Source organism: Shewanella sp. MBTL60-007 (assembly GCF_019654915.1).
GTDB lineage: Bacteria > Pseudomonadota > Gammaproteobacteria > Enterobacterales > Shewanellaceae > Shewanella.
Genome location: NZ_BPET01000003.1, coordinates 110937 through 131752 on the forward strand (window position 1 = coordinate 110937; position 20816 = coordinate 131752).

A 20816-nucleotide genomic window follows, 5' to 3' on the forward strand; every position below is an offset into this window, starting at 1 on the left:
TCTTCATTAGTGGCTTTTTATTGTGATATTTTCCTGAAACTTAAATAACTCCCTTTTATTATCAAGACAGGATGTATTTCACTCACCTCCAATGTTTGCAATAAACTTACAGGGTTCTCTCGGTACTTGGGGCTCATAGTCATCGCCAAGTACCTCATATAACAACTTTTGAGCCATTAAAAACTCTTGAAAACGCTCCTGTGTATTTACATATTTATGCTGATATCCATTAAACCCCTCCCAATTTCTAATGTTCTGGCGGTTGCAAACACGTAAAGAAACAAGTTGGTCTGTAAGCTGTGCCACCTCCTGAATAGATATTTCACTGATATCTATCTGCGCAATATCAAATAGTTTTCTATACAGTTGTGCTGCTTGCAGGCCTAAATGGCGTAACATGGGATCTGTGTGCTCCATTACAACAAAAATTTCATAATCATCCCTGATACCGTTAAGATTTGAGTCAACTCCATCTACGGTTAAATTAGCATTATCGTAATCAACATCTGGCAATGCATACCCAATTGCTGGATGGGAAAACTCTTCCCATTGATAACTACTTCTATTCGTATCAGGCCTACCAAAGCCAAGTTTTTTTACGAAATAGAATTTATCTTGGTAAATTACAGCATTACCTAGGGGATAAAATTGGCCGAAATGCCATTCATCTATGTTGGATAAAGCAACTTGACTCCACCTCCATGAGTTTTTAGTAGGTATCTGGTTAACACTAGGGAGTCTAGATACCCAGATGTAGTTTTGATACGAGACTATGTCACCTCTTTTATAGTACTGAGCACTATCAAACTTGGGGTACTCAGCATAATCAAGAGCAAAAACAATACAGGGGAAAGTTAATAATAAAGCGGTTATCTTAATCATTATAAATTCCTTTTATAAAATGATATAAGTTAATAATTGTTGGCTGTTGGGATACCGACCTAAAACCCAAAAATTACTCGTCCATGGGTAACATTAAAAGCATAGTTACTGAGAACTCAGATAGCTATATTGATTTGTTTTAGTTCACCAGCCTACTCTGCTCCCTTAAACAACTGATGTATAGAGCGGCTTACCTACGCCGCTTCAACTCAACCATTCACAACACAAGGCCCAAGGCGTAAAACTACCAGCACAGCTACTGCGCTGGAAGCCAACTCAAAGAATGGCTTAAGGGCAGCCTTGAGCGGCTCGTAGAAAGTAAAGAGTCAGCCTTAAGCGGCTTTGATAAAAAAACAACCAATCTAGAAAGCCACTAATCTTCATTAGTGGCTTTTTATTGCCTATATCTTTACAAGATCTGTTGTCAGATCACGGAAGCCCACCACACAAACAGCGCATACTACAAAGATATAAACCATACGATTAACCCTAAAGTAAGCAGACCTGTTGTAAAAATCTGGATACTCGTCAATTATTAGGCTTTACTAGAGTAATACTCTGTTTTAAAAGGTTTCTAACTATCATTCCCTTAAGACCTCAAACCTTTAATCAGCTACAACTTAAGATTTCTATCGCAATCTTTGTCCTGTTCGCTAGCGCTGCGTTTGCCTACCGTATCTGGGTACAGGTTCCCGCTATAGAGCGCTCATTATTAAAAGTCTCTGAGCAGGAGTTAGTTGCTTTGAACTTTGCCTTCGAGCAGATGAGTATGCCACTGCATACCATCAATTACGACTATGCGGTTTGGGATCAAACTTACAACTACATGAAGTCAAATAGTGTTGCCGCTAAGCACAAATACGAGCAACACGAATATCCAGATGACACCTTTAAAAGTTTAAAAGTCGATGGCATCTTTATCTTCGATAACAATAACAATGCGGTTTTTAGTAAAGGCTTTCGCCACAGTAGCGATAACCAAAAGCTTCAATTTGAGCTGATGGACTTTTTAAAACATCCGCAATATATACTGCTATCCCCCTTGAACAAAAACACGCTACCGCCGCAAGAGCTGTCTTTTAATACCCCGAGTAAGGTACCAAGTAAAACTGGGGCTATCTCCACTAAATTTGGCCCAGCTCTCTACAGCTCCAGCAGTATTTTACAGTCAGATCGCACTGGACCGATAATGGGTTATATTGTGTTTATTCGGCTGATTGACGAAGAGTTTATGACAGAGCTTTCAAGATTCACTTCTGCGGGAGTTGAACTTAGCGAAGTCAAAGCCTCTGACGATGTCAGTCACATTCCCTATCTAGGTTCTGGCTTGGATCTGACCAAGCTAGCGCCAACTTCTCAACGCTTGGTTCGCAATATTGATGGTCGACCATTAATAAAATTTACCCTGTATCACACCAATTCAGAATCACCTTCCGTACTCGGTAGCGATATCTATATCCTACTGGCTGAAATGTGGATTCTACTGTTATTAGCCTACCTCCTATACTCGTACTTTTTAGTGCAACCGGTAAGAAAACTTGCAATCGATATCGAAGAGATGGATAAGAGTCGGGAGATCAAAAAGCTCAGGTACCGCTACCCAATTACAGAGTTGGTAAATGTCGCCACCCACTTCAACGCGTTAATGGGCACGATTCAAGAGCAGACCAAACAACTCAATGAGCAGGTTTATATTGATAAGCTGACCAATATCCCCAATCGTCGCGCTTTTGAACAACGACTTGAGACCTATTGTCAACTGCTTGCTCGGCAGCAGATAGCTTTTACCCTAATCATTGCCGATGTGGATCACTTCAAAGAATATAATGACACCCTAGGACACGTAGCGGGTGATGAAACACTGATAAAGGTCGCGCAGGTTCTAAACCAACAATTTTTCCGGGCAGAAGATATCTGTGCTCGTTTAGGTGGCGAGGAGTTCATCATGCTCTACCGTGATATTCCAGACGAGCCACTGCAGCGCAAACTCGATGCCATGATTCAAGCCTTTGAAGACCTAGCGCTGCCCCATCCCAGCGCGACTACCGCGACACATGTAACCGTCAGCCTAGGGGTGTGCAAAGTGTTGGCTGTAGAAGGTTTTGAGTTTAAAAGCGCCGCTAGCATCATAGGCCGCCAAGCAACACTCGCTGCCGATAGAGCCCTTTATCAGGCTAAAAAGGCGGGTCGAAACCGTTACGTTAAAACCTGCATCTCAGTGGATGAAATAGAGCAATTAGAGTATGAGTCACCCAGTAATAAGCCCTAACTTAGGGCAAACATTCTAAAGTCGCCCCCAACCGATAACCTAATCTTCAGTACTAGGCAAGATAGTCAGTCGATGGATAGCTTCTCCCGGCAATAAGGGAGTACTCTCCTGGCTCACATACTCATCGAATCCCGCTCTATAAAAGTCTGATAACGGATGCCCAGACTGACCACCTGGAATAGTCATAATCCCATTTTCCTCATCACCGGGCTGCACAATAAAACGCTGTGATGCACCAAATGAGGCCCCCTGTACCGCGGGCATAAAACTGTCACCAAAGCCTTCGACCACAGGCATATCTAGTAAGGGACTGAGTACCGGTAGCTGCTTAGAAAATGGATGCTGGATCTTGAGCTGATTGACTTTGCCCCACGCGAGATCGGCCATCTCATTACTGTCACTGTATTTAGCTAAACTCGCCTCTTTAGCGCTGAGATACATCTGCAGTAGATGGCTAGACCAACTTTGCTCATCCCGAGGCAACCAACTTGGCTCTTGCGTATTAATAAGCTGCCAGATCCCCGGCTCTAAATAACGCTTTATCGAAGAGAGACTAAGCTGGTATTTAGCCAGCTCTGTTTCGATAGGAGCGAAGGTGGTATCGATAACTTGCGTTCTAAAGTGACGCACTAAGGTATAACCCACAGAGTCGCTACAGGCACAAGCTTGCCATGACTTTATATAATCAATATCTTCAGCGAAACGCTCTGGCTGAGCACTCAATTGTTTGAGTAGCAACTGCTGCCAAGGCACTAAAAAACGTGCCTCATTATCCAACTGTAGCTGATAAAAATCCTTTATGGAGAAACGCTCGGCCTCAAGTAGCCTGTCTCTTATTTGCATGCTACGCGCCCCTAGGGCATAGCCGCCATCGCCTAATGCCTTATGCGCATCAACCGACACCACTCTAGAGTTACCAGTCCACAGTCGGTTGCTCTCGGGATCAATAACCTGCGGAAGCTTAACTTGGTCTTGCAACCAATTTACACTTTGATAATCCTGAGTTGCCATCGCAACGTTGCTTGGATTAGTTCTCGATGGATAAGCGCCGGCAGGCTTCCATGCGGCGCTGCCCATGCTGTCGACCAGCAACATGTTCTGCACAGGGATCCCCATGGATTCAGCAATCTCAATGCCTTGTTCAACACTTGCGATGCTATCGAGCTCAATCAACTGCATATTCACTGCATAATCTGTGTGTGCAACCCAAGACAAGGCATACCTCTGTTCGCCAACCTCCTTTACCGGGCCATAGGGCGACATCTCTATCGCATAAACGACCTCGGAGTCAGGCAAGGCGATGGTTTCATTTTCAAAATAGATGGGAGTTTTCTGATCAATGGCCACCCAATCGGCAGTATCGACATAAGCGTTGGTAAAACCCCATGCCACCTCGCCATTACTGCCCACCACAATCGCTGGCGCGCCGGGCAGTGATACCCCCGTCACTTGACGTTCAACCCCATCTTTTTGATAGTTAAGCTGCGCCCGATACCAGATGATTGGCACAGCAAAAGAGAGATGCATATCATCGGATAACATGGCATTACCGTTCTCGGTCAACTCACCGGTAACCGCCCAGTTATTACTACCAATATCCTGCGGCTCAGCAATCTCTATGGTTTGAGCCTGTACCAGTAAATTGTTTGACAGTGCAGGGATTGGCAAAGGCGTTAACGCAAGCTGACTGCCATCGAGAGGCGCCTGATATTGGCTTGGCTGGATTAAAAAGTTAACCATCTCGCTGCCAAATAGTGCCTGAATTTGAGTTAGCGTTAAGTCACGCTTTATGGTGTTGCCTTGCAGATCGAGATACATACTGTAGATCACCAGTAAACTATCGGCAGGCTGCCAAGGCTTAGGCTCCGCGCCAGTCACTATATACTCAAATGAAGAGAGAGTTTGTGCTGCAAGTGCATCATTCACCCCGCGAGCATAGGTGGTTAGCACAGCTAAATGCTCGGCATTCAGCTTGGCAACTATCAGTTCTGCACGTTTACGCAGTTGATGAAAGCGGCGACGCTTGTCTAAATCTAATGCCTTTTCACCGAAGATCTCAGCCAGTTCCCCAGCGGAATTTCGTCTTAGCAGATCCATCTGAAAGAACCTGTCCTGCCCATGGGCGTAACCTAAAGCGTAAGCGGCATCTTGACGATCACTGGCGTGAATGATGGCAGTACCTAACCTATCGCGCTCAAGACTCACTTGCTGTTTAACGCTATCACTTGTGACGTTTTGATCCAGTGCTGGTAAGCTCAAAGATAAAGATAAGTACAAACCACCAACAACGGCTGCGGCTACTGACGAAGTCCCAACCAGTGCTATTTTTACTGTTTTATGCATCGCTTCTGCAGTCCCTGCGTTAAAAACTCTAATGCATCATAAACTGGGTTGCAAAAATGTTAAACCACCATTCGAGTTTTATCCTCATATCTATCAAATACAGCTCTTCATGCTAGATATTGCATCAACGACAGTGAACTGAACTTTTCTGTTGTTCAGTAAAAAATAGCTACTGTTTACGACCTATTTTATTATGGCAAAATAGGCCTATGAATTAGGGAGTAATATGGCTAAACCCAATAAGAAAGGGCCAACACAAACGGTCGAGATCTTCTGCGCCAAATGTAAAAGCCAGCTGTTTAAGTACCGAAAAGGTGGCAAAGGCGCACTGGTTAAGTGTTTTAAAGAACGTATTGTCGATGACTATACGCAAACGCCCTGCCAATGCCCAAACTGCGAGCAAATCTTCGCCCGCGACACTCTTATTCGCGGCGCGCCAGCGTTTAAGATGATTGGCGGTAAGGTCACAATGAAGTAGCAGCCTTTGAATAAAGGCTGATTACATTTTTCTTTAGGGTTGGTGTTACCGAGTAGCGAGTTTGAATTTGGTACTTAGTCGCTATCAAGCGCCTACAGCGGGCATGTGTGCAGACACTGCACTAGGTTAAACAAGCACTATTCTGATGATTAGGAGTAATGGCTGTAAGGCTAGCTAATTATCTGTCTCTAAGTCACTTCGATGCTTTTATGCACTGAATAATTTTCAACCCATTTGGGTAATAAAGGTTTGCTCGTCATCCACAAAAGCCACAAAGCCGCCGTGATAGATAAATACCCGGCCACGCCCCTCAACTAGGCAGGCAAGCTGTGGGTGCAAATCTTCTTCGTTATCCTGACTTTGAAAAGTGCCTGTATCGGTGATTACGCCGCTAAGTGTAGGCAAATATCCATAAGTGCGCTTGGCTTGATCAATCAAGCTCAATTCACTGGCGGTAGAGAAGCAAAGTGGGATCGCACCAGCTTCTTCAATAAATAAAGTTTTCACTTCTTCAAAAGCTGTAATCACCAGCCAGTCGATGCCGTTAACATGATGGATATGCATAGGGTTTCTCGGTAATTCTGATGCGAAGATTCTATCACTATCAGCGGCTGAACGTAGTAGAGATTTAGTTACTAAACGTGGTAATTCGGTGCCACTTCCGAGCATCAATTAGGCCAACTTGAAACACACTTTTGCCCCTTTCAGTGTTAGTGTTGTTACTCATTCGTATTTAGTTCATGACAATTCGCCATACATTTGCTAATGGGTGTTATTGACTGTGGCTATCAATCTCGAGCGTATTGATTTAAGCGTATATTCATATCCATACAAACTATAAGTGTTTGATGGTAAGATGAAAACACAACTAAAGTGAACCGTTGGATATAATAAGAGATTTCAAATGTACATAGGGTTTTATACACAAGAAGAAATTGTAGCAATTGGTGAAGATGACGCTGGTATTGTAGAAAATAATGCATTTGTTCATAAGCAGCAATTAAAAGATTTGAGCAAAGTCATCTTCCATCATAACTCTGAACAGTTTGAAATTAAGCTAACTAGAGACGGTTTATTCGCACTACAACTGAAAGAAGTAGAAAGGGAGTTCCCTCAATCTAAGGAAGTAAAAGACTTTGACGGTGATAAATCCAGAGAAAAGTGGCGCCTATATGTAGATCACATTAACGCTTTTCAAGTTGCCCTCATGACTTCAAGCCTGAATGTTGTTTTTAAGAGTAACCTAGCGGGTATTCATGACATAACTAGAGATGATGTATTGACTTTAAATGCCAAAATGCATGCAGAAGGCTTGTGGTCTTCAGGCAATACAGTCGCTACCAGAATATATCGGGATGCTCCCCTTCATGCACTAACTGCTAGTAAATTTTTATGCATTGAGCATTTTAATTTGTGTATAGATATTTTTAGTGAAGTGCTTTTGAACGGTTCCATTACTCACGTAGCAAACATGGGACGTTCACTTGTCCATTATAAAACAGGCAACAATAACTTAGCTTTAGCTATTGCTTGGTTTGAGATTGAGTCACTACTTAAAAGAAGGCTGAGAGGTTACATACAGTCACCTGAAAACAACTATATAGTTAACAAAGATACGGGTGCAAAACGTTTTAATAAAAGTAGATGCGATTACTTAGCTGATTCGACGGAAGTGGCACTGGTTGCTGAGTTGCTGGAGTTGTTAGGGCTAATTGATTTTGAAACTTATAAGGAAGTTTCAGTTTGTCGTAAACACAGAAATGGAATGGTGCACGGATCCATTTCAGTTGTGAAGACCGAAGTGGCTCGACGCTGTATTAAGCTACTTGTTAATCTAATTAACTTAGAGTTCAACTCTTCGCTAAAAATATGCACAAACCAAAGTATGACGTTGATTTGAAAATGAAACCGCTAATGAACTAATCATGTTAGTTCATCATTAGTTGGGTCGACAGAATCAACCGGCCTTCTCTAAATAAAATTTGCGCAGCATCCCTGCTTTATCCTTTCTCTCGGTTTCGAACGCTTTATTACATTCAAAGACTAGTTAAGTTAGTGTCACCTAACTTTGCATTAATTTTAGTTATGTTAAAGACGTCATTTGGTGCAATCACTCTAAGCCATTTATGTCCAAAAATGAGTTAGTGCTTTAGTCATAACTCTACATGCCAAAGGTTATGTTGTTCTAACTACTTTTAGAAACAGCTTAGACCTTCGAAAACAAGGATCTTTGCTGCGATAGCAAGCAACATCAATAAAGCGCACGGTGCAACAAACTGTTATAATGGCAAACAGCAACACAGTTATCTGCGTCTATCTACGCCAAACCGATAACTGCCATAGATAAATCAGACACATTATTGAGACTCGCATGCCGTTTTCTAAGCTTGGATTAAGCACACCTATCGTTAAAGCTGTTACCGAGCAAGGCTACACTAGCCCTACTCCGATTCAAGCTAAGACTATTCCTGTTATTTTAAGCCAGCGTAACTTAATTGCTGCAGCGCAAACTGGTACCGGTAAAACCGCCAGTTTTGTATTGCCAATTTTAGAAATGCTCAGTCGCGGCGAGACTCAACGTAAAAAGCGTGTTCGCGCACTCATTCTGACTCCGACACGTGAGCTAGCAGTACAGGTTGAAGATAACATCAGCAAATACGGCAAGCATTTAGCGCTAACCTCTATGGCCATGTATGGTGGCGTCGACTCAAAGCCTCAGCGTGAACGCTTAATCGAAGGCGTTGATATCTTAGTCGCTACACCGGGACGTTTACTCGACATGTATACCCAGCGCGCCATTCATTTTGATGAGCTAGAAATTCTAGTTCTCGATGAAGCCGATAGAATGCTGGACATGGGCTTTATTGAAGACATCAATAAGATCATCGAAAAGCTACCAGTTGATAGACAGAGCCTGCTTTTCTCCGCGACCTTATCACGCCAAGTAAAAGAGCTGGCAAGAGCAACGATAACTCGACCTATCGAGATTTCTGTCACTCACAATACAGACAATAAGCCCAAAATTGAACAATGGTTGGTTACCGTCGATAAAGACAAAAAGTCGGCCTTGTTGAGCCATTTAATTCAAGAAAATAACTGGCAACAAGCGCTTATTTTTATTGAGACTAAGCAAGGCGCTGCCAAGCTGGTCAGCCAGCTTGAGAAGCGCGGCATCACCGCTGAGTGTATTCACAGCGGCCGCAGCCAAGAGATCCGTGAAAAAATTCTAGCTGACTTTAAGTCCGGTAAAATTGGCCTTTTGATTGCCACAGGTATTGCTGCTCGCGGGCTAGATATCGATGAACTGCCATTAGTGATCAACTATGATCTGCCTTATCCTGCCGATGATTATATTCACCGAATCGGTCGTACTGGCCGTGCAGGTGCTAGCGGTGAAGCGGTTGCTTTAGTATCGAAAGATGACTTTAAAAACCTGTGCATGATCGAAAGCCGCTTAGGCCATTTAATTGAGCGTAGAGAAGTTGAGGGTTTTGCCCCCCGTAAAGAGGTGCCAATCTCAATTTTAAACTATAAGCCTAAGAGCAAACAAAATGCCGGAGGCGATAGAAAGCCCCAGCGTGATGCTAAAGCGAAAGGGCCTGCAAACCGTAAAGCGAATAGTAAAGCCAATAATAGCGGCGAGCGGAAAGAAAGCGGTAAAAACAGCAATAAGCTACCACCGAACCCGTGGAACTTATAAGGTTTACCAACGAGTGTCGCCCCCTGAGACTGTCACTCGTTTTGCGCTAGCAGCTTCTTCAAGCCGCTTATCTCTATAGGCGAGTACCGACTCCTTTATCAATAGTTTATCTCCCTACAGGGCCGCTTAACTCTATGCGGCTCTGTTCTTTGCGCTTTACAATTAACACTTTCTTTACAATACCTTTTCGCATACGATAGCTTAATTAATTAAGTTTACTCAGCTATGGCTAATCTATACTCAGCCTATGCATCTATTTAATCTCTATTTCCATACTCTGCGCCGCGGATCATTTTCGTTAAATTAGAGCTAGCCTAGGAGTGCCATGCTTGCTTTTATGCAAAAATTCAAAACTAAACACTACCTGTTAATCGGATTCACCAGCTTATTTTCGCTGCTTCTCGTCGCGTTTCTTCTCCTCAATAAACTACAGAGTCCTCCCTTAGCTCCAGGCGCGATTATGGTTTTGCCTGTTAAAATGGATTCAAAAACCGATTACTGGCAAGAGTACGCTCAGATGGAGCAAGTGATCGCAAACCTTGGAACATCGGCCCAATATCCGGTACTACAGACTGAAGATGTGCTCTCCATGCTGTCTCAGGCCTCAAGCTTTATCCAAGATCAGCAAGCTATCGACCTTGAGCGGCTTTTCATTGTCTCAGGTATTAGCTTACTCGTTGAACCGACACTGACTCCCTATGATGATGGTTATCGACTCGACTATCGCTTACTTAGCGCACAATCGGTGGATAGCGGTAGCATTTACGCATCCTCTATGACAGATGCAAATCAGCAGTTAGCTAAGCTGGTACAAGACAGAGTGGGAAGCCATTCACTCGATAACCAGACTTTAGATGACCGCTGGTTTAACAACCCCTTACTCATTAAGGCAATAAAGCAGATCCAATACAGTGAGCTTGGTGACGCTCAAGCAAGCCTAAATGATCTGCTGACTCAAACACCCAATAACCTTATCGCCATAAGACTATTAGCCGAGTTACTCACGGCGCAGGACAAAAGTGAAGACGGCTCAGGCGATACGCTCATCCTAGCTGAGCAGTGGCTCGATAAGGGCATTGCCCATGGGAAAGCCAGTGGTAACTCACTGCAATTGGCAAGATTAAGACTCACACTGGCTCAGCTGCAACTGAAGAAAGGCCTGCTTGAATTGGCAAACAGTCAATTGTCTCAAGCAAGAACATTAGCCGCCAATAGCCAAGATTGGCTGTACCTAGGTCATATCTCTAATTGGTCGGGTCATATCTTTCAAAGACTCAATCGATACCAACATGCCAAGGCCCAATACCAATACTCCCTCGTTTACCAACAAAAAGCAGGCTACCCTATAGGCCAAGTGATAGCGCTCAATAACTTGGCACAACTGGAAATTGTCCAAAACAACTATAGCCTTGCTTACAAGGCCATTAATCAATCGGTCGCCATCGTCACCCAAAGAGAGCTAAGCCAACTTCATGAGCCCACATTTAAGCTATTGGCTCAGATTGAAAACAAGCTACAGCGTATACGCTAATCATGCTCGTTAACACTCAGGCACAAGGCGCTGCTCAAGGAAAACGTTAGGGGCAATAAGATGACTTTAAGGTCGATTAAATAGATCGATTGCGCTCTTTGTCATTGCCCTAACTCCAGTGTTAATCGTGGGGGCGTAATCGGGAGCAAACTGACTCGAGTGTAATGAGGGTAAAGCATTCCCCGACTCTAAGCTCAACTGATACTGACTCGGGTTAACCGCCCCCAGCCAAAAAAGAGTGATAGGGCGTTTTTCCGCTGTTAAACCGTATAAACCAAAGTCTTCTCCGGCCATTACTGGCAAGGCGTCAATCACATTATCCTGACCAATCTCGGACTCAATACTTGCTCGTACTCGGCTGACTAATACAGGGTCATTATAGGTTGATGGGATCCGCTCCTCTTCATGAACATAAACGTCTGGAAACAGAGATTCATCAAGGCCTGCGCTCATGGCGATCCCTTGGGTTAGACGCTTAAGTGCGGCAATTTGTTGCAACCTCACCTCTGGGTTATAGGAGCGCAGAGTGAGCTGTAATTTCACTTCATCAGAGATAATATTGTGCTTTGAGCCGCCATGAATTGAGCCGACTGTTATCACGCTAGGCTCTAGGGGCGATAACTCTCGGCTGGCAATCGTTTGCAATGCCAATACGATTCTAGAGGCTAACACGACAGGGTCTTTGGTCAAATGCGGGTAAGCGCCATGGCCGCCCTTACCTTTAACGGTAATATCCACTGAATCGACATTCGCTAAGGCATACCCAGATACCATACCCACCTTGCCTGCGGGTATAGATGCGCTAACGTGCAAACCGAGAATATAATCAGGGGTATCAAAATCAGTAAACAACCCTTGCTTTAACATGGCTTTCGCGCCGCCGCCCACCTCTTCTGCTGGTTGTGCGACCATCATCAAGGTCCCCTGCCAGTTGGCTTTAGTGGCAACTAGTTGCTGAGCCGTGCCCACTAGACTTGTCATATGAATATCATGACCACAACCATGCATCACACCCACTTTATTGTTATTGGCATCCGTTGTGATAACTTTAGAGGCATAAGATTTTCCCGTTTCCTCAATGATTGGCAAACCATCGGTATCGGCTCTTATCATCACAGTTGGTCCTTCACCATTTTTCAATAGGCCTACTACGCCGTAACCACCAACATTTTCAGTAACTTGGAAACCCAAACTTGCTAACTCTTTGGCTATACGAGCGCTACTGTCTTTCTCGTGATAAGACAGTTCTGGGTTTTGGTGCAGGTGGAGATATAAGGCTTCAAGACTCGGCATTGCCTTGGCCGTTGACTCGGCCAATTCGGAGGCATAACAAGGTGTCCAGTGACAACAAATGAGTAGAGCAAGCGAGCAAGATTTTAGTAATCTCATGATTTATCTCTCTTATTTTTCAGCGACGTTATTACAACTGCAGTTACAATCCCTTAACAGCCTAAGTTAACACAGCGTCAATATATATAAACCCGTGAAGACTAAATGACTCTGGTACCCGTTGAGCCATGCCAACAGAACCTATTCAATTACAGATGCCACAAGCTGTTACATTTGTTAATGACGCTCACCAACAAAGAGTAATTAATAGCCAGTTGTTTTTATTGAAAAAAAGATAAATGTGATCCACTTTCAAGATTTGTTTTTTTGTCAGATAAAGGCAAGAAATTAGCACTATCTAAACGAGACCCTACCTCAATTAGAGTATAAGATAACGCGCGTTTAAAAAGAGAATAATTCTCATTTGGTTAAAGTTAAGGTGCGTCATGAATAAGCTCAAAGTTAGTGTACTTGCGATAGCAGTAAGTACAGCGCTCAATGCTCAGGCTCAAGAAGCCAAGGTCGAGACTCAATCAAACCAGCAAGCCAGTGCTAAAATGCAGGAAGTGATCGTTATTTCAGGCTCGCGTATGGAGCAGGAAATCGAACAGGTTGCCGGCTCAATTATGGTCATTGATGAAGATGCTATTGAAAAAAGCATGAGCAATGACTTTGGTAGTTTATTTAGAAACGAGTCTGCTATCGGCGTTAAAGGCGGTGCGGGTAAACCTACCACTGTGACCATTCGCGGCATCGGTGGCAACCGAGTGATGATGGTAAAAGATGGCGTTCGTGTTAATAACCAATATGCCTCACCTCTTGGTCCAGGTGCTGAAGGCACCGGCCGCGGTCTTACCGAAGTGCAAAGCCTAAAGCAAGTTGAAGTGGTAAAAGCCGCTGCATCGACTATGTATGGCTCTGATGCCTTAGGTGGCGTAGTTGTGATGCGTACCAAAGATGCCAGCGACTACCTAATGGGTGATGACTATTATGTATCGCTTAATGCCGGCTATGCGGGCATTAACGATGAATACGCTGCCGGTTTTACCAGTGCGGCAGCCTACGGTGGTTTTGAAAACCTGCTGACTTATCAGCACCGTACTGGCGAAGAACTACCTAACTACTATGACACTCAGCCAGACAGTGATCTTGTGCAAGACAGTGTTCTGTTCAAAAGCAAATACCATTTCAATGACTATACCTCAGTTCAGTTGACCTTAGATTACCTAGAGCAGACACTAAAGCGCTGGGAATACGAGTTTGATAAAGACAATGCACTTGAAGAAAATATCGATACCGACCGTGATACTCAAGTCATTAACGGTGCTCTGCAGTTAGTCTCAAGCAAACCAACAAAAATGCATGATACCTTAACGGTGACAGCTTACTTTGGCCAAACCGAACAGCTAGAACATAGAGACTATTTCGAATGGAATAAGGCGAACACTGTTTACGGCTTAACTGAACTTCGCGATTACAGCTTCGAAGATCAACGTATTGGTATTAACAGTACCTTTAGCAAGTATATTGGCGGCGACAACTATGGTCACCAGATCACCTATGGTCTAGATTACGAGTTTTCTACCATGTCACGTCATCGTACGGTTAATGACGTAGTAACGGATGAAACCACTACGCCATTTACCTTTGCCACAACCGACAGTCAGCGTTTAGGTATTTTTGTACAGGATGACGTCACCCTTCTTGATGGCGATTTAAACCTGATCGCAGGTCTGCGATATGACTATTTCGATAATACGCCTGATAAAAATCAAGCTAAAGAAGGGCTAGGAGATAGATACGAAGAAGCTAATTTTGAACCAATGAGCGACAGTTTCTGGTCACCAAAGCTGGGTCTAGTTTATCAGTTATCAGATTCAGTTAGCGTCTATGGCCAGTACGCATACGGCTACAAGATGCCAACACCAGACCAGAAGTGGGGCGAGTTGGAAGTCGATGCAGGCTCAATGACTGATGTATTTATTCAAGCCAACTATGAGCTGGAGTCTGAGCAATCTCATACTTGGGAAATCGGCGTTCGTGGAAATCACTCTGATACTAACTATGAGCTAACCGCCTTCTACACTTTGGCGAAAGACTTTATTGATTGGCAGTATGTAAGCTATAAACCTCCTGTGTTTGTACCAGGCTTCCCACCTGAGATTAAGCCAATGGAGTTTAAGTACCAATACTACAACCGCGATGAGGTTACCTTATACGGCGCCGAGGCTCAGATTAACCATTGGCTAACCGATAGCATCGAGCTATGGGGTAACATCTCTTACACCTACGGTGAAGATGAAAACGGCGATTACCTTAACAGTGTCAGCCCGCTCAAGGGTAACGCGGGTGTTAACTGGTATACCGATATTGCTAATATGGAAGCCGACTTTGGTGCGGTAGTGCGTTGGGCGGATGATATGAGCCGCACCAATGATATCGAGCTAGCCGAAGAAGATATTTGCGCCATGGGGATCTGTATTCCTAAAGAGGAATTTAATGAGGTCTACGGTACAGCGGGTTATGCGGTCATGGACTTAACCTTTGGCCTGCGCATTGACGATAACTGGAAGTTAAGAGCTGGCGTTTATAACCTGTTCGACAAAGAGTATATCGACTATGCCGATGTTGCTGGTCAATCTGTATTCTTGCTCGGTGCGAGTATGGATCTAGAAAAAGAAGACTTTACTCAGCCGGGTCGTTACTTCAACGTGAGCGTGAACTACCAGTTCTAAGCTTATTTAGACGTACTTAGTACATAAAAAATGCAGCCTAGGCTGCATTTTTTATTGGGTTCTAATCACACTTAGTCTGATTCTATAAACGATAAGTCAACGTCAGCTTAGCGTTGCGCTCTTCCCCTGGCATACCGCCCAAGAACATAGCCTTACTGTAATACTCTTCGTTAAATAAGTTATTCACGTTTAACTGTAACTTCCAGCTATCAGCGTCGTAGCTAATCGCGCTATCGACTACGGTATAACTTGGCACATAGCCGTCAGGAATACCAAAAGATGTTGAGTTGGTACTTCTATCATCAACATATTTTGCCCCAAGGCTGATATTGATTGGGCTTGAAAGCGCGAACCAATCTGCCCCGTAAGTTACCCAAGCACTTGCCGTGACATAAGGCACACCTTTTTGGCGGGTGTCATAGCTAGAGCGGTTAGGATCTTTCTTGTCGCGAGCATCTTGATAAACCGCATTGACGTTAACCATCCACTGCTCGTTAAGGTGAGCATTCATATCAAATTCAACACCCGTGGTTTCTTCACTACCATTGTAAAAGTGCTTAGGTACGCTCGGTCCAGACACACCCTCTTCATAATCGGGATTGCTGTATTGCAAATTAGTTCGTGAACTCTTAAACAGCACTAATGATGCCAGCATTTGATCATTAAAGGCCTTAAAGCGCATACCTAGGTCATCACTTATCGATTCACTATCATCTCTATCGGTATCATTTCCGGCAATACTACCGAGAATGCTATAGGCTGTGCGCCCTTTCGAGTGATTAACGAAAAACGACAAGTCGTCAGTTGGCATGTAAGTCAAACCTAAGTTATAGGTCATACCATCATCTGTAGTATCCGCCTCTGGTGTCGGTTGCGCGCGGCTAGCACTGTAGCGGGGATCAACACCTAAGTGCTCATAGGTCTGCTTAATTTGATTAAAGGCCACGCCAATGCGAGAAGTAAATCCATAACCTAAATAACCCACATGCTGTACGCCTACGCCCCAAGCACTGACTTTCTTGTCGTAGTTGCTGGTTAGTAGTGGATCATGATCTTCGAAGCTACCTTCAGCCCAATTTGGATTACGAATATCGTAAATGTACGGCAGGCTGCCTTGGTAGATCACCTCTCCCGCTTTGTTCTTGATGACTTTATCGGCATCATAGATGGAGTATTGCTTGAACGCGATGTCTCTATCTTCATAGTTGGCATTTATCAATAATTCATTATCAATATCGCCTATTTGGAAGTCATAACGAAGATCGGCAAAGTATTGCCAAGATGACTCATCGGCATCCACTTTACGGTACTCTTGGCGACGAGCAGCAAAGGGATAAAGCACGCCATCTTCTACCAAAGGGGCTCGAGGGTCGGCATTAATCACACCTCTGCGGTCCCAATACACATAGTTGTACGCGCCAGTTTGGCGAGCAAAGCCAGATGTGTAATCGCGATACTGCAATTGTTGATTCAAAAATAGGTTGTCAGTGAAGTAAATATTATGGGTCAGCTTAAAGCGCAGCTCTTCGCCCTCATTATCCTTGGCCATTGGTGAAATAATGCCTGCATTGCCAAATGCGTAGGGAGTTAAACCATCATTTGCTGCTAGCGAGTCAGCCAATTGTTTACGCTGGGCCTCTGTTAGCTGAATACCCGCGTTGTTTGGATCATTGATTAAATCTTCCCAGGTCACTTCACCTGCAGTTTTGCCGTCAACAGATGCAGAGTTAAAAATGCGAATAGGGTGACCAATTGAGTCCACAGCAATGGCATCTTTGATGTAGCTCGCCGACAACATCAGATCTTGGCTATCATCGAGCACATACTTAAGCGAGGTGTAGATCTCATCACGGTCAGTACCTATATCTCGGTAACCGTCGCTGCGCGCTGTTTTAGCGACTACCCGATAGGCTAAATCATCGGTGATTGCTGCGGTGCTGTCGGCCTCAAGCGAATAGGTATTCCATTGGCCGACTTCAGCGGTAAATGCATGCTTTGATTCAAACTGTGGTTTCTTCTCTATGAGGTTAATCACCCCACCCGCACTGCCCATACCGTAAAGCCCGGTTGCAGGGCCTTTTAGCACCTCGACAGATTCAACATTGGTTAACGAACGTGTAGGGTTGAAGGTATTACCAAGACCCGCACCGCCATACATTCCATCATAGGTGTAGTTTGCCCCTAGACCTCGGATAACTAGATTATCACCGATACCGTAGTTGTTACCTGCTTGAGTCACACCGCTGATGTTACGCACTAAGTCTTGCAGATTAGTCAGAGCTTGAGCCTGAATCAACTCTTGATCGACAACCACAACCGCCGCAGGCGTTTCCATCAAGGACATGTCGGACTTGGTCGCTAAACCTGAGTTCATCACAACCTGATTCTGGCGGCCATAGACAGTAATGCGCTCCACATTATCGAGCGATTCATCTGTTTGCTCAGCGTAAACATTAGTTGCTAAAAATGTCGATGCACAAGCAATTGCTAACACCGAATATCGGAAATGTTTCATCAAATAACCCCACTTTAGTATTATGCGGCGAGATGATAACGATTCTCATTAGCTTTTCAACACTTGTTTCACCACTGATACATATGGGATTTGTTTGTGATTGTTTTGACTTGATTTTATTGTTCGGGATTTACATTGTAAATTTAAAGGTAATACTTTAAAACCAATGAGATAGGTGACAAAGATCACACAAAACACTGTACAAAAATCAAACTCAAGTTGTACCCCAAAATGTTCCAAACTCAAATGTGTTCAAACTTTATCCAAGAGACTTAACGTTGCTTGTCTACAGCCAATCCATGTTGGCGCAACTCTGCGTCCCAAAAACTAAGCAATATTCTGCTGAGCAGTTAATCTTGGACTAACTACTTAAGCTTAGGGAACAGAGTTATAGGTACTGGTTTAAATAATCGAGCTAAATACTAAGGCTAGATACTAAATCTAGATACTAAACCTAGATACTAAGCCTAAATACTAGGGCTAAATAATGGGAATTAAGTGCGGTGCACTGCGACAATAATTCACAAGGTGTCCTGCAAGGCGGTCATACAAGTCATCTTTTATATAGGGCTGCTCTTCACTGTAAATACGACTGTCGAGTTCAGTTGGCAGGATAAAATTTGCAAGGCGATTAATATCGGCTTCAATGGTGAGTCTAGTTTCAATAGAAAAGGTCTCAGCCAGTGGATAATCACTGGAAAGAAAAGCACGGCGAAGAAACACTAACATCTCATCGAAGCTAGCATCCCAGTTAAGGTTACCGTTAGCCTGCGCCTCCCAAGCCAGTAGCTCGAGTACGCGAATAACCTCACCTTGTAAGGTTTGGCATTGACCCGATACTGGCACTAAATGCTCCCATAACCAGAGCACCGTATCGGCGCTACTGCCGCTAACATTCACCTTATTACCGATAGCATTCATCTGAGTTATCACCTCTTCAGACTCACACAACTCTATGCAAGCTCCATCCATATCTGCTCCTTCCATGTCAGCTTCTTCATAACGCAAGCTTTAGTATTTTGAGCAACATTTTAACTGGATTTGCGACAGATGCTCAAATCTTGCACTGAGTTTCTGCGACAAATCGTCAGGCCACGCTACTTAAAAAACCTTGAGCCTAAGCTTCTGCAACAGACTAAACCAAGCAGCAGTAATAGCGTGGCAAGCGACACACTACCACCATGGTAATCATCATAAATATTATCTCTATCGCTACTCTCCAGCGGCAGCGCATATAGACCATCAAAATCGTAGGAGCTTACCGTTGCCACAATATCACCATAGCCAACCTCATAGAGATCGATTAGCACATCGTAGTGGTCGGTCGGGTAGCCCCGATCCAGTGTCGTTAACACTTCAAAGTCATCATCGGTAGCATTGCCATAAATGCTAAAAATATCTGTGGTGTAGTAATGCTCCCAGGGCCCGCCGTTGCGACTCAAGTAAAGCTCGGCAAATACATCAGCGCGCTCATTGACATAAATCCCCTCTACATCGGCATCGAAGGTCACACTAAAGGTTTGATAGAAGCCATCGTAGTCGTTATCGACAAATAAGCGGCTATAGGCATCGTAAATATAAAAATCACGATAAACGCCATTAGCAAACTGTTTAACCGAACCACTCTTGGCTAACTCTTGTTTAGCCTGAGCCGCCTTATCGATATGGGCTTGGACTATTTGCTCACGGGTCAGTTTTTCTCGAGTAAGTGGCTCACGGGTAGCTCTAGCCTCTCCTTTCTCTTCAAGGCTTGCCTGTTGCTCTGCTTGCTTCAGCCGCTGTTGCTTAAGCTGGCTTATTTGCACCTCAGATAAGTTATTGCCGTCTTCGGCTGTTTGGGGACTTTGCTCGTCACTGGAAACAGTTTGCGCAACAGAGGTGCTTTTCGGCGGTGAAAGCAGAGTCATATCTGAGTTGGCACTGGCAGGCTGCATTGCACTCATAAATAAGGTTAACAGACCAACACTCGCCGCTCGCGCCCACATGCACTTTTGCTCAACAACATTAGTTATATGAATTTCATTAGTTGTATGATTTTGTTTTGTGTTCATCTTCACCTCGAAATTTTTTCTTAATGAGGTCATTAGAGTCCACTGAGTGTGAACACAAGCTGAACGTTCAAAATTGTCTAGCCTTCGAATGAAGGCTGATTACATTTTTTGGGTAGCACTATCAGGTAGCGAGCTATGAGTTATAACTTCATTGCTATCAATCGCCTCCAGCGAGTGCCGGACAGGATGTCCGAATGTCGTGAGCACATGGTCAATGATGTTCCCTACATCATAATGACATTTCCCATATCCCTACGGGTCAGATGTGAAAGAACGACGTATGTGCAGACACTGCCGTGACACGCAGCAAGTCCTTCTCTGGAAGCTTTGTAGCCTGAGATTTCCTAATAAAGTGTGCTTAAGCCTAACCTAAAATTATTGGATAAATGCGAGGTTAGAATTCTACACAGATAACTCGCGAGTGAAGTGAGTGAAGTGAGTGAAGTAAGCAGAATCGAACATTTTTCACTCGATAAACTTCTAATCCTTTTATAAATCATTGAATTTATAATGATTTGTAAAAGATTGTAGAGACCTCTACATCAAGGCGCTCACTTTTGTGGGCTTGATATTAATAAAATTGGTCTTAATGTTTCGTTTTATCAATATTAAACATTCGTTTGGCTTAGTATGGTTGCTGCTAAGTTGAACTTTAGTCGGAAGATTATCGAGCAACTATATAATAAGCTGTTAGTAGTCAAAGGTTCATTATAGAAAGGAGTCTCAAATGAATAAAAAAACTAAAGAAAATCTAACTGAAGCTGCGCTTATTGGAACAGGTCTTTTGAGCAAATTTGCTCTCTTAAAATCAATGACCGAATCTAAAACATTAACGACAATGGTGATCCTTGGCTTACTATTTTTTAGTGGTTTTATTTTGTTTTTAGTAAAGATGGCTGGCGCCTAACGTTAATCTGTCAGCTACTAACGAGCTGCTAAATTCAGGTTCACTAAGACTGTCATGCCATTTGCTGAGCAAATCG

General features: G+C 43.8%; 14 protein-coding genes. 7 read left to right on the forward strand and 7 right to left on the reverse strand.

Annotation, left to right across the window (positions count from 1 at the left end; genetic code table 11):
- Positions 1 to 78: 78 nt before the first annotated feature.
- Complete coding sequence (locus K5Q92_RS01815) at positions 79 to 882, reverse strand: hypothetical protein (RefSeq protein WP_220767349.1); 804 nt, start codon at positions 880 to 882, stop codon at positions 79 to 81.
- Between the two features lie 742 nt (positions 883 to 1624).
- Here K5Q92_RS01815 and K5Q92_RS01820 point away from each other — a divergent pair.
- Positions 1625 to 3151, forward strand: a complete 1527-nt coding sequence (locus K5Q92_RS01820) for a diguanylate cyclase domain-containing protein (RefSeq protein ID WP_259649458.1) — start codon at positions 1625 to 1627, stop codon at positions 3149 to 3151.
- A gap of 39 nt (positions 3152 to 3190) precedes the next feature.
- Here K5Q92_RS01820 and K5Q92_RS01825 read toward each other — a convergent pair whose 3' ends face one another.
- Positions 3191 to 5494 (reverse strand): penicillin acylase family protein, encoded by a 2304-nt coding sequence (locus K5Q92_RS01825; protein WP_220767350.1) that lies wholly within the window; start codon positions 5492 to 5494, stop codon positions 3191 to 3193.
- A 226-nt stretch (positions 5495 to 5720) separates the two neighbouring features.
- Here K5Q92_RS01825 and K5Q92_RS01830 point away from each other — a divergent pair, with 226 nt between their 5' ends.
- Positions 5721 to 5972 carry a hypothetical protein gene (locus tag K5Q92_RS01830; protein WP_220767351.1) on the forward strand — a complete coding sequence of 84 codons (252 nt, stop codon included), beginning with the start codon at positions 5721 to 5723 and terminating at the stop codon, positions 5970 to 5972.
- A gap of 225 nt (positions 5973 to 6197) precedes the next feature.
- On the opposite strand, the gene K5Q92_RS01835 is transcribed toward K5Q92_RS01830, so the two are convergent.
- A complete protein-coding gene (locus tag K5Q92_RS01835; RefSeq protein WP_220767364.1) occupies positions 6198 to 6536 on the reverse strand; it encodes a cytosolic protein in 339 nt (112 codons plus the stop codon).
- A gap of 340 nt (positions 6537 to 6876) precedes the next feature.
- Between K5Q92_RS01835 and K5Q92_RS01840 the strand changes: the two genes are divergently transcribed.
- From K5Q92_RS01840 to K5Q92_RS01850, 3 genes are all read left to right on the forward strand, one after another.
- Positions 6877 to 7872: a hypothetical protein gene (locus K5Q92_RS01840; RefSeq protein WP_220767352.1), complete on the forward strand. Its 996-nt coding sequence runs from the start codon at positions 6877 to 6879 to the stop codon at positions 7870 to 7872.
- A gap of 471 nt (positions 7873 to 8343) precedes the next feature.
- Positions 8344 to 9672 (forward strand): DEAD/DEAH box helicase, encoded by a 1329-nt coding sequence (locus K5Q92_RS01845; RefSeq protein WP_220767353.1) that lies wholly within the window; start codon positions 8344 to 8346, stop codon positions 9670 to 9672.
- Positions 9673 to 10132: 460 nt separating this feature from the next.
- Positions 10133 to 11203 (forward strand): hypothetical protein, encoded by a 1071-nt coding sequence (locus tag K5Q92_RS01850; protein ID WP_239892869.1) that lies wholly within the window; start codon positions 10133 to 10135, stop codon positions 11201 to 11203.
- Between the two features lie 66 nt (positions 11204 to 11269).
- Here the strand turns inward: K5Q92_RS01850 and K5Q92_RS01855 are convergent, their stop codons facing one another.
- On the reverse strand, positions 11270 to 12592 hold the full coding sequence (locus K5Q92_RS01855; RefSeq protein WP_220767355.1) for a M20 family metallopeptidase: 1323 nt from the start codon (positions 12590 to 12592) through the stop codon (positions 11270 to 11272).
- Positions 12593 to 12978: 386 nt separating this feature from the next.
- On the opposite strand from K5Q92_RS01855, the gene K5Q92_RS01860 reads away from it, so the two are divergent.
- Positions 12979 to 15267 (forward strand): TonB-dependent hemoglobin/transferrin/lactoferrin family receptor, encoded by a 2289-nt coding sequence (locus tag K5Q92_RS01860; RefSeq protein WP_220767356.1) that lies wholly within the window; start codon positions 12979 to 12981, stop codon positions 15265 to 15267.
- A gap of 82 nt (positions 15268 to 15349) precedes the next feature.
- Here the strand turns inward: K5Q92_RS01860 and K5Q92_RS01865 are convergent, their stop codons facing one another.
- The 3 genes from K5Q92_RS01865 to K5Q92_RS01875 all read right to left on the reverse strand — a co-directional run bounded on the left by K5Q92_RS01865 (position 15350) and on the right by K5Q92_RS01875 (position 19833).
- Entirely contained in the window at positions 15350 to 17782 is a 2433-nt protein-coding gene (locus tag K5Q92_RS01865) for a TonB-dependent siderophore receptor (protein ID WP_220767357.1), read from the reverse strand.
- A 480-nt stretch (positions 17783 to 18262) separates the two neighbouring features.
- Positions 18263 to 18754, reverse strand: a complete 492-nt coding sequence (locus K5Q92_RS01870) for a hypothetical protein (RefSeq protein WP_259649459.1) — start codon at positions 18752 to 18754, stop codon at positions 18263 to 18265.
- 125 nt (positions 18755 to 18879) lie between these two features.
- A complete protein-coding gene (locus K5Q92_RS01875; protein WP_259649460.1) occupies positions 18880 to 19833 on the reverse strand; it encodes a choice-of-anchor H family protein in 954 nt (317 codons plus the stop codon).
- A gap of 727 nt (positions 19834 to 20560) precedes the next feature.
- Between K5Q92_RS01875 and K5Q92_RS01880 the strand changes: the two genes are divergently transcribed.
- Positions 20561 to 20740, forward strand: coding sequence for a hypothetical protein (locus tag K5Q92_RS01880; RefSeq protein ID WP_220767358.1), 180 nt, complete (start codon positions 20561 to 20563; stop codon positions 20738 to 20740).
- The last annotated feature ends 76 nt before the right edge of the window (positions 20741 to 20816 follow it).

Bases quoted from the DNA above. Each gene is read 5' to 3' on its own strand.
- K5Q92_RS01815 (WP_220767349.1), bottom strand. From the start codon at position 882: ATGATTAAGATAACCGCTTTATTATTAACTTTCCCCTGTATTGTTTTT.
- K5Q92_RS01825 (WP_220767350.1), bottom strand. From the start codon at position 5,494: ATGCATAAAACAGTAAAAATAGCACTGGTTGGGACTTCGTCAGTAGCC.
- K5Q92_RS01830 (WP_220767351.1), top strand. From the start codon at position 5,721: ATGGCTAAACCCAATAAGAAAGGGCCAACACAAACGGTCGAGATCTTC.
- K5Q92_RS01835 (WP_220767364.1), bottom strand. From the start codon at position 6,536: ATGCATATCCATCATGTTAACGGCATCGACTGGCTGGTGATTACAGCT.
- K5Q92_RS01840 (WP_220767352.1), top strand. From the start codon at position 6,877: ATGTACATAGGGTTTTATACACAAGAAGAAATTGTAGCAATTGGTGAA.
- K5Q92_RS01845 (WP_220767353.1), top strand. From the start codon at position 8,344: ATGCCGTTTTCTAAGCTTGGATTAAGCACACCTATCGTTAAAGCTGTT.
- K5Q92_RS01850 (WP_239892869.1), top strand. From the start codon at position 10,133: ATGGTTTTGCCTGTTAAAATGGATTCAAAAACCGATTACTGGCAAGAG.
- K5Q92_RS01855 (WP_220767355.1), bottom strand. From the start codon at position 12,592: ATGAGATTACTAAAATCTTGCTCGCTTGCTCTACTCATTTGTTGTCAC.
- K5Q92_RS01860 (WP_220767356.1), top strand. From the start codon at position 12,979: ATGAATAAGCTCAAAGTTAGTGTACTTGCGATAGCAGTAAGTACAGCG.
- K5Q92_RS01865 (WP_220767357.1), bottom strand. From the start codon at position 17,782: ATGAAACATTTCCGATATTCGGTGTTAGCAATTGCTTGTGCATCGACA.
- K5Q92_RS01870 (WP_259649459.1), bottom strand. From the start codon at position 18,754: ATGGATGGAGCTTGCATAGAGTTGTGTGAGTCTGAAGAGGTGATAACT.
- K5Q92_RS01875 (WP_259649460.1), bottom strand. From the start codon at position 19,833: ATGAACACAAAACAAAATCATACAACTAATGAAATTCATATAACTAAT.
- K5Q92_RS01880 (WP_220767358.1), top strand. From the start codon at position 20,561: ATGAATAAAAAAACTAAAGAAAATCTAACTGAAGCTGCGCTTATTGGA.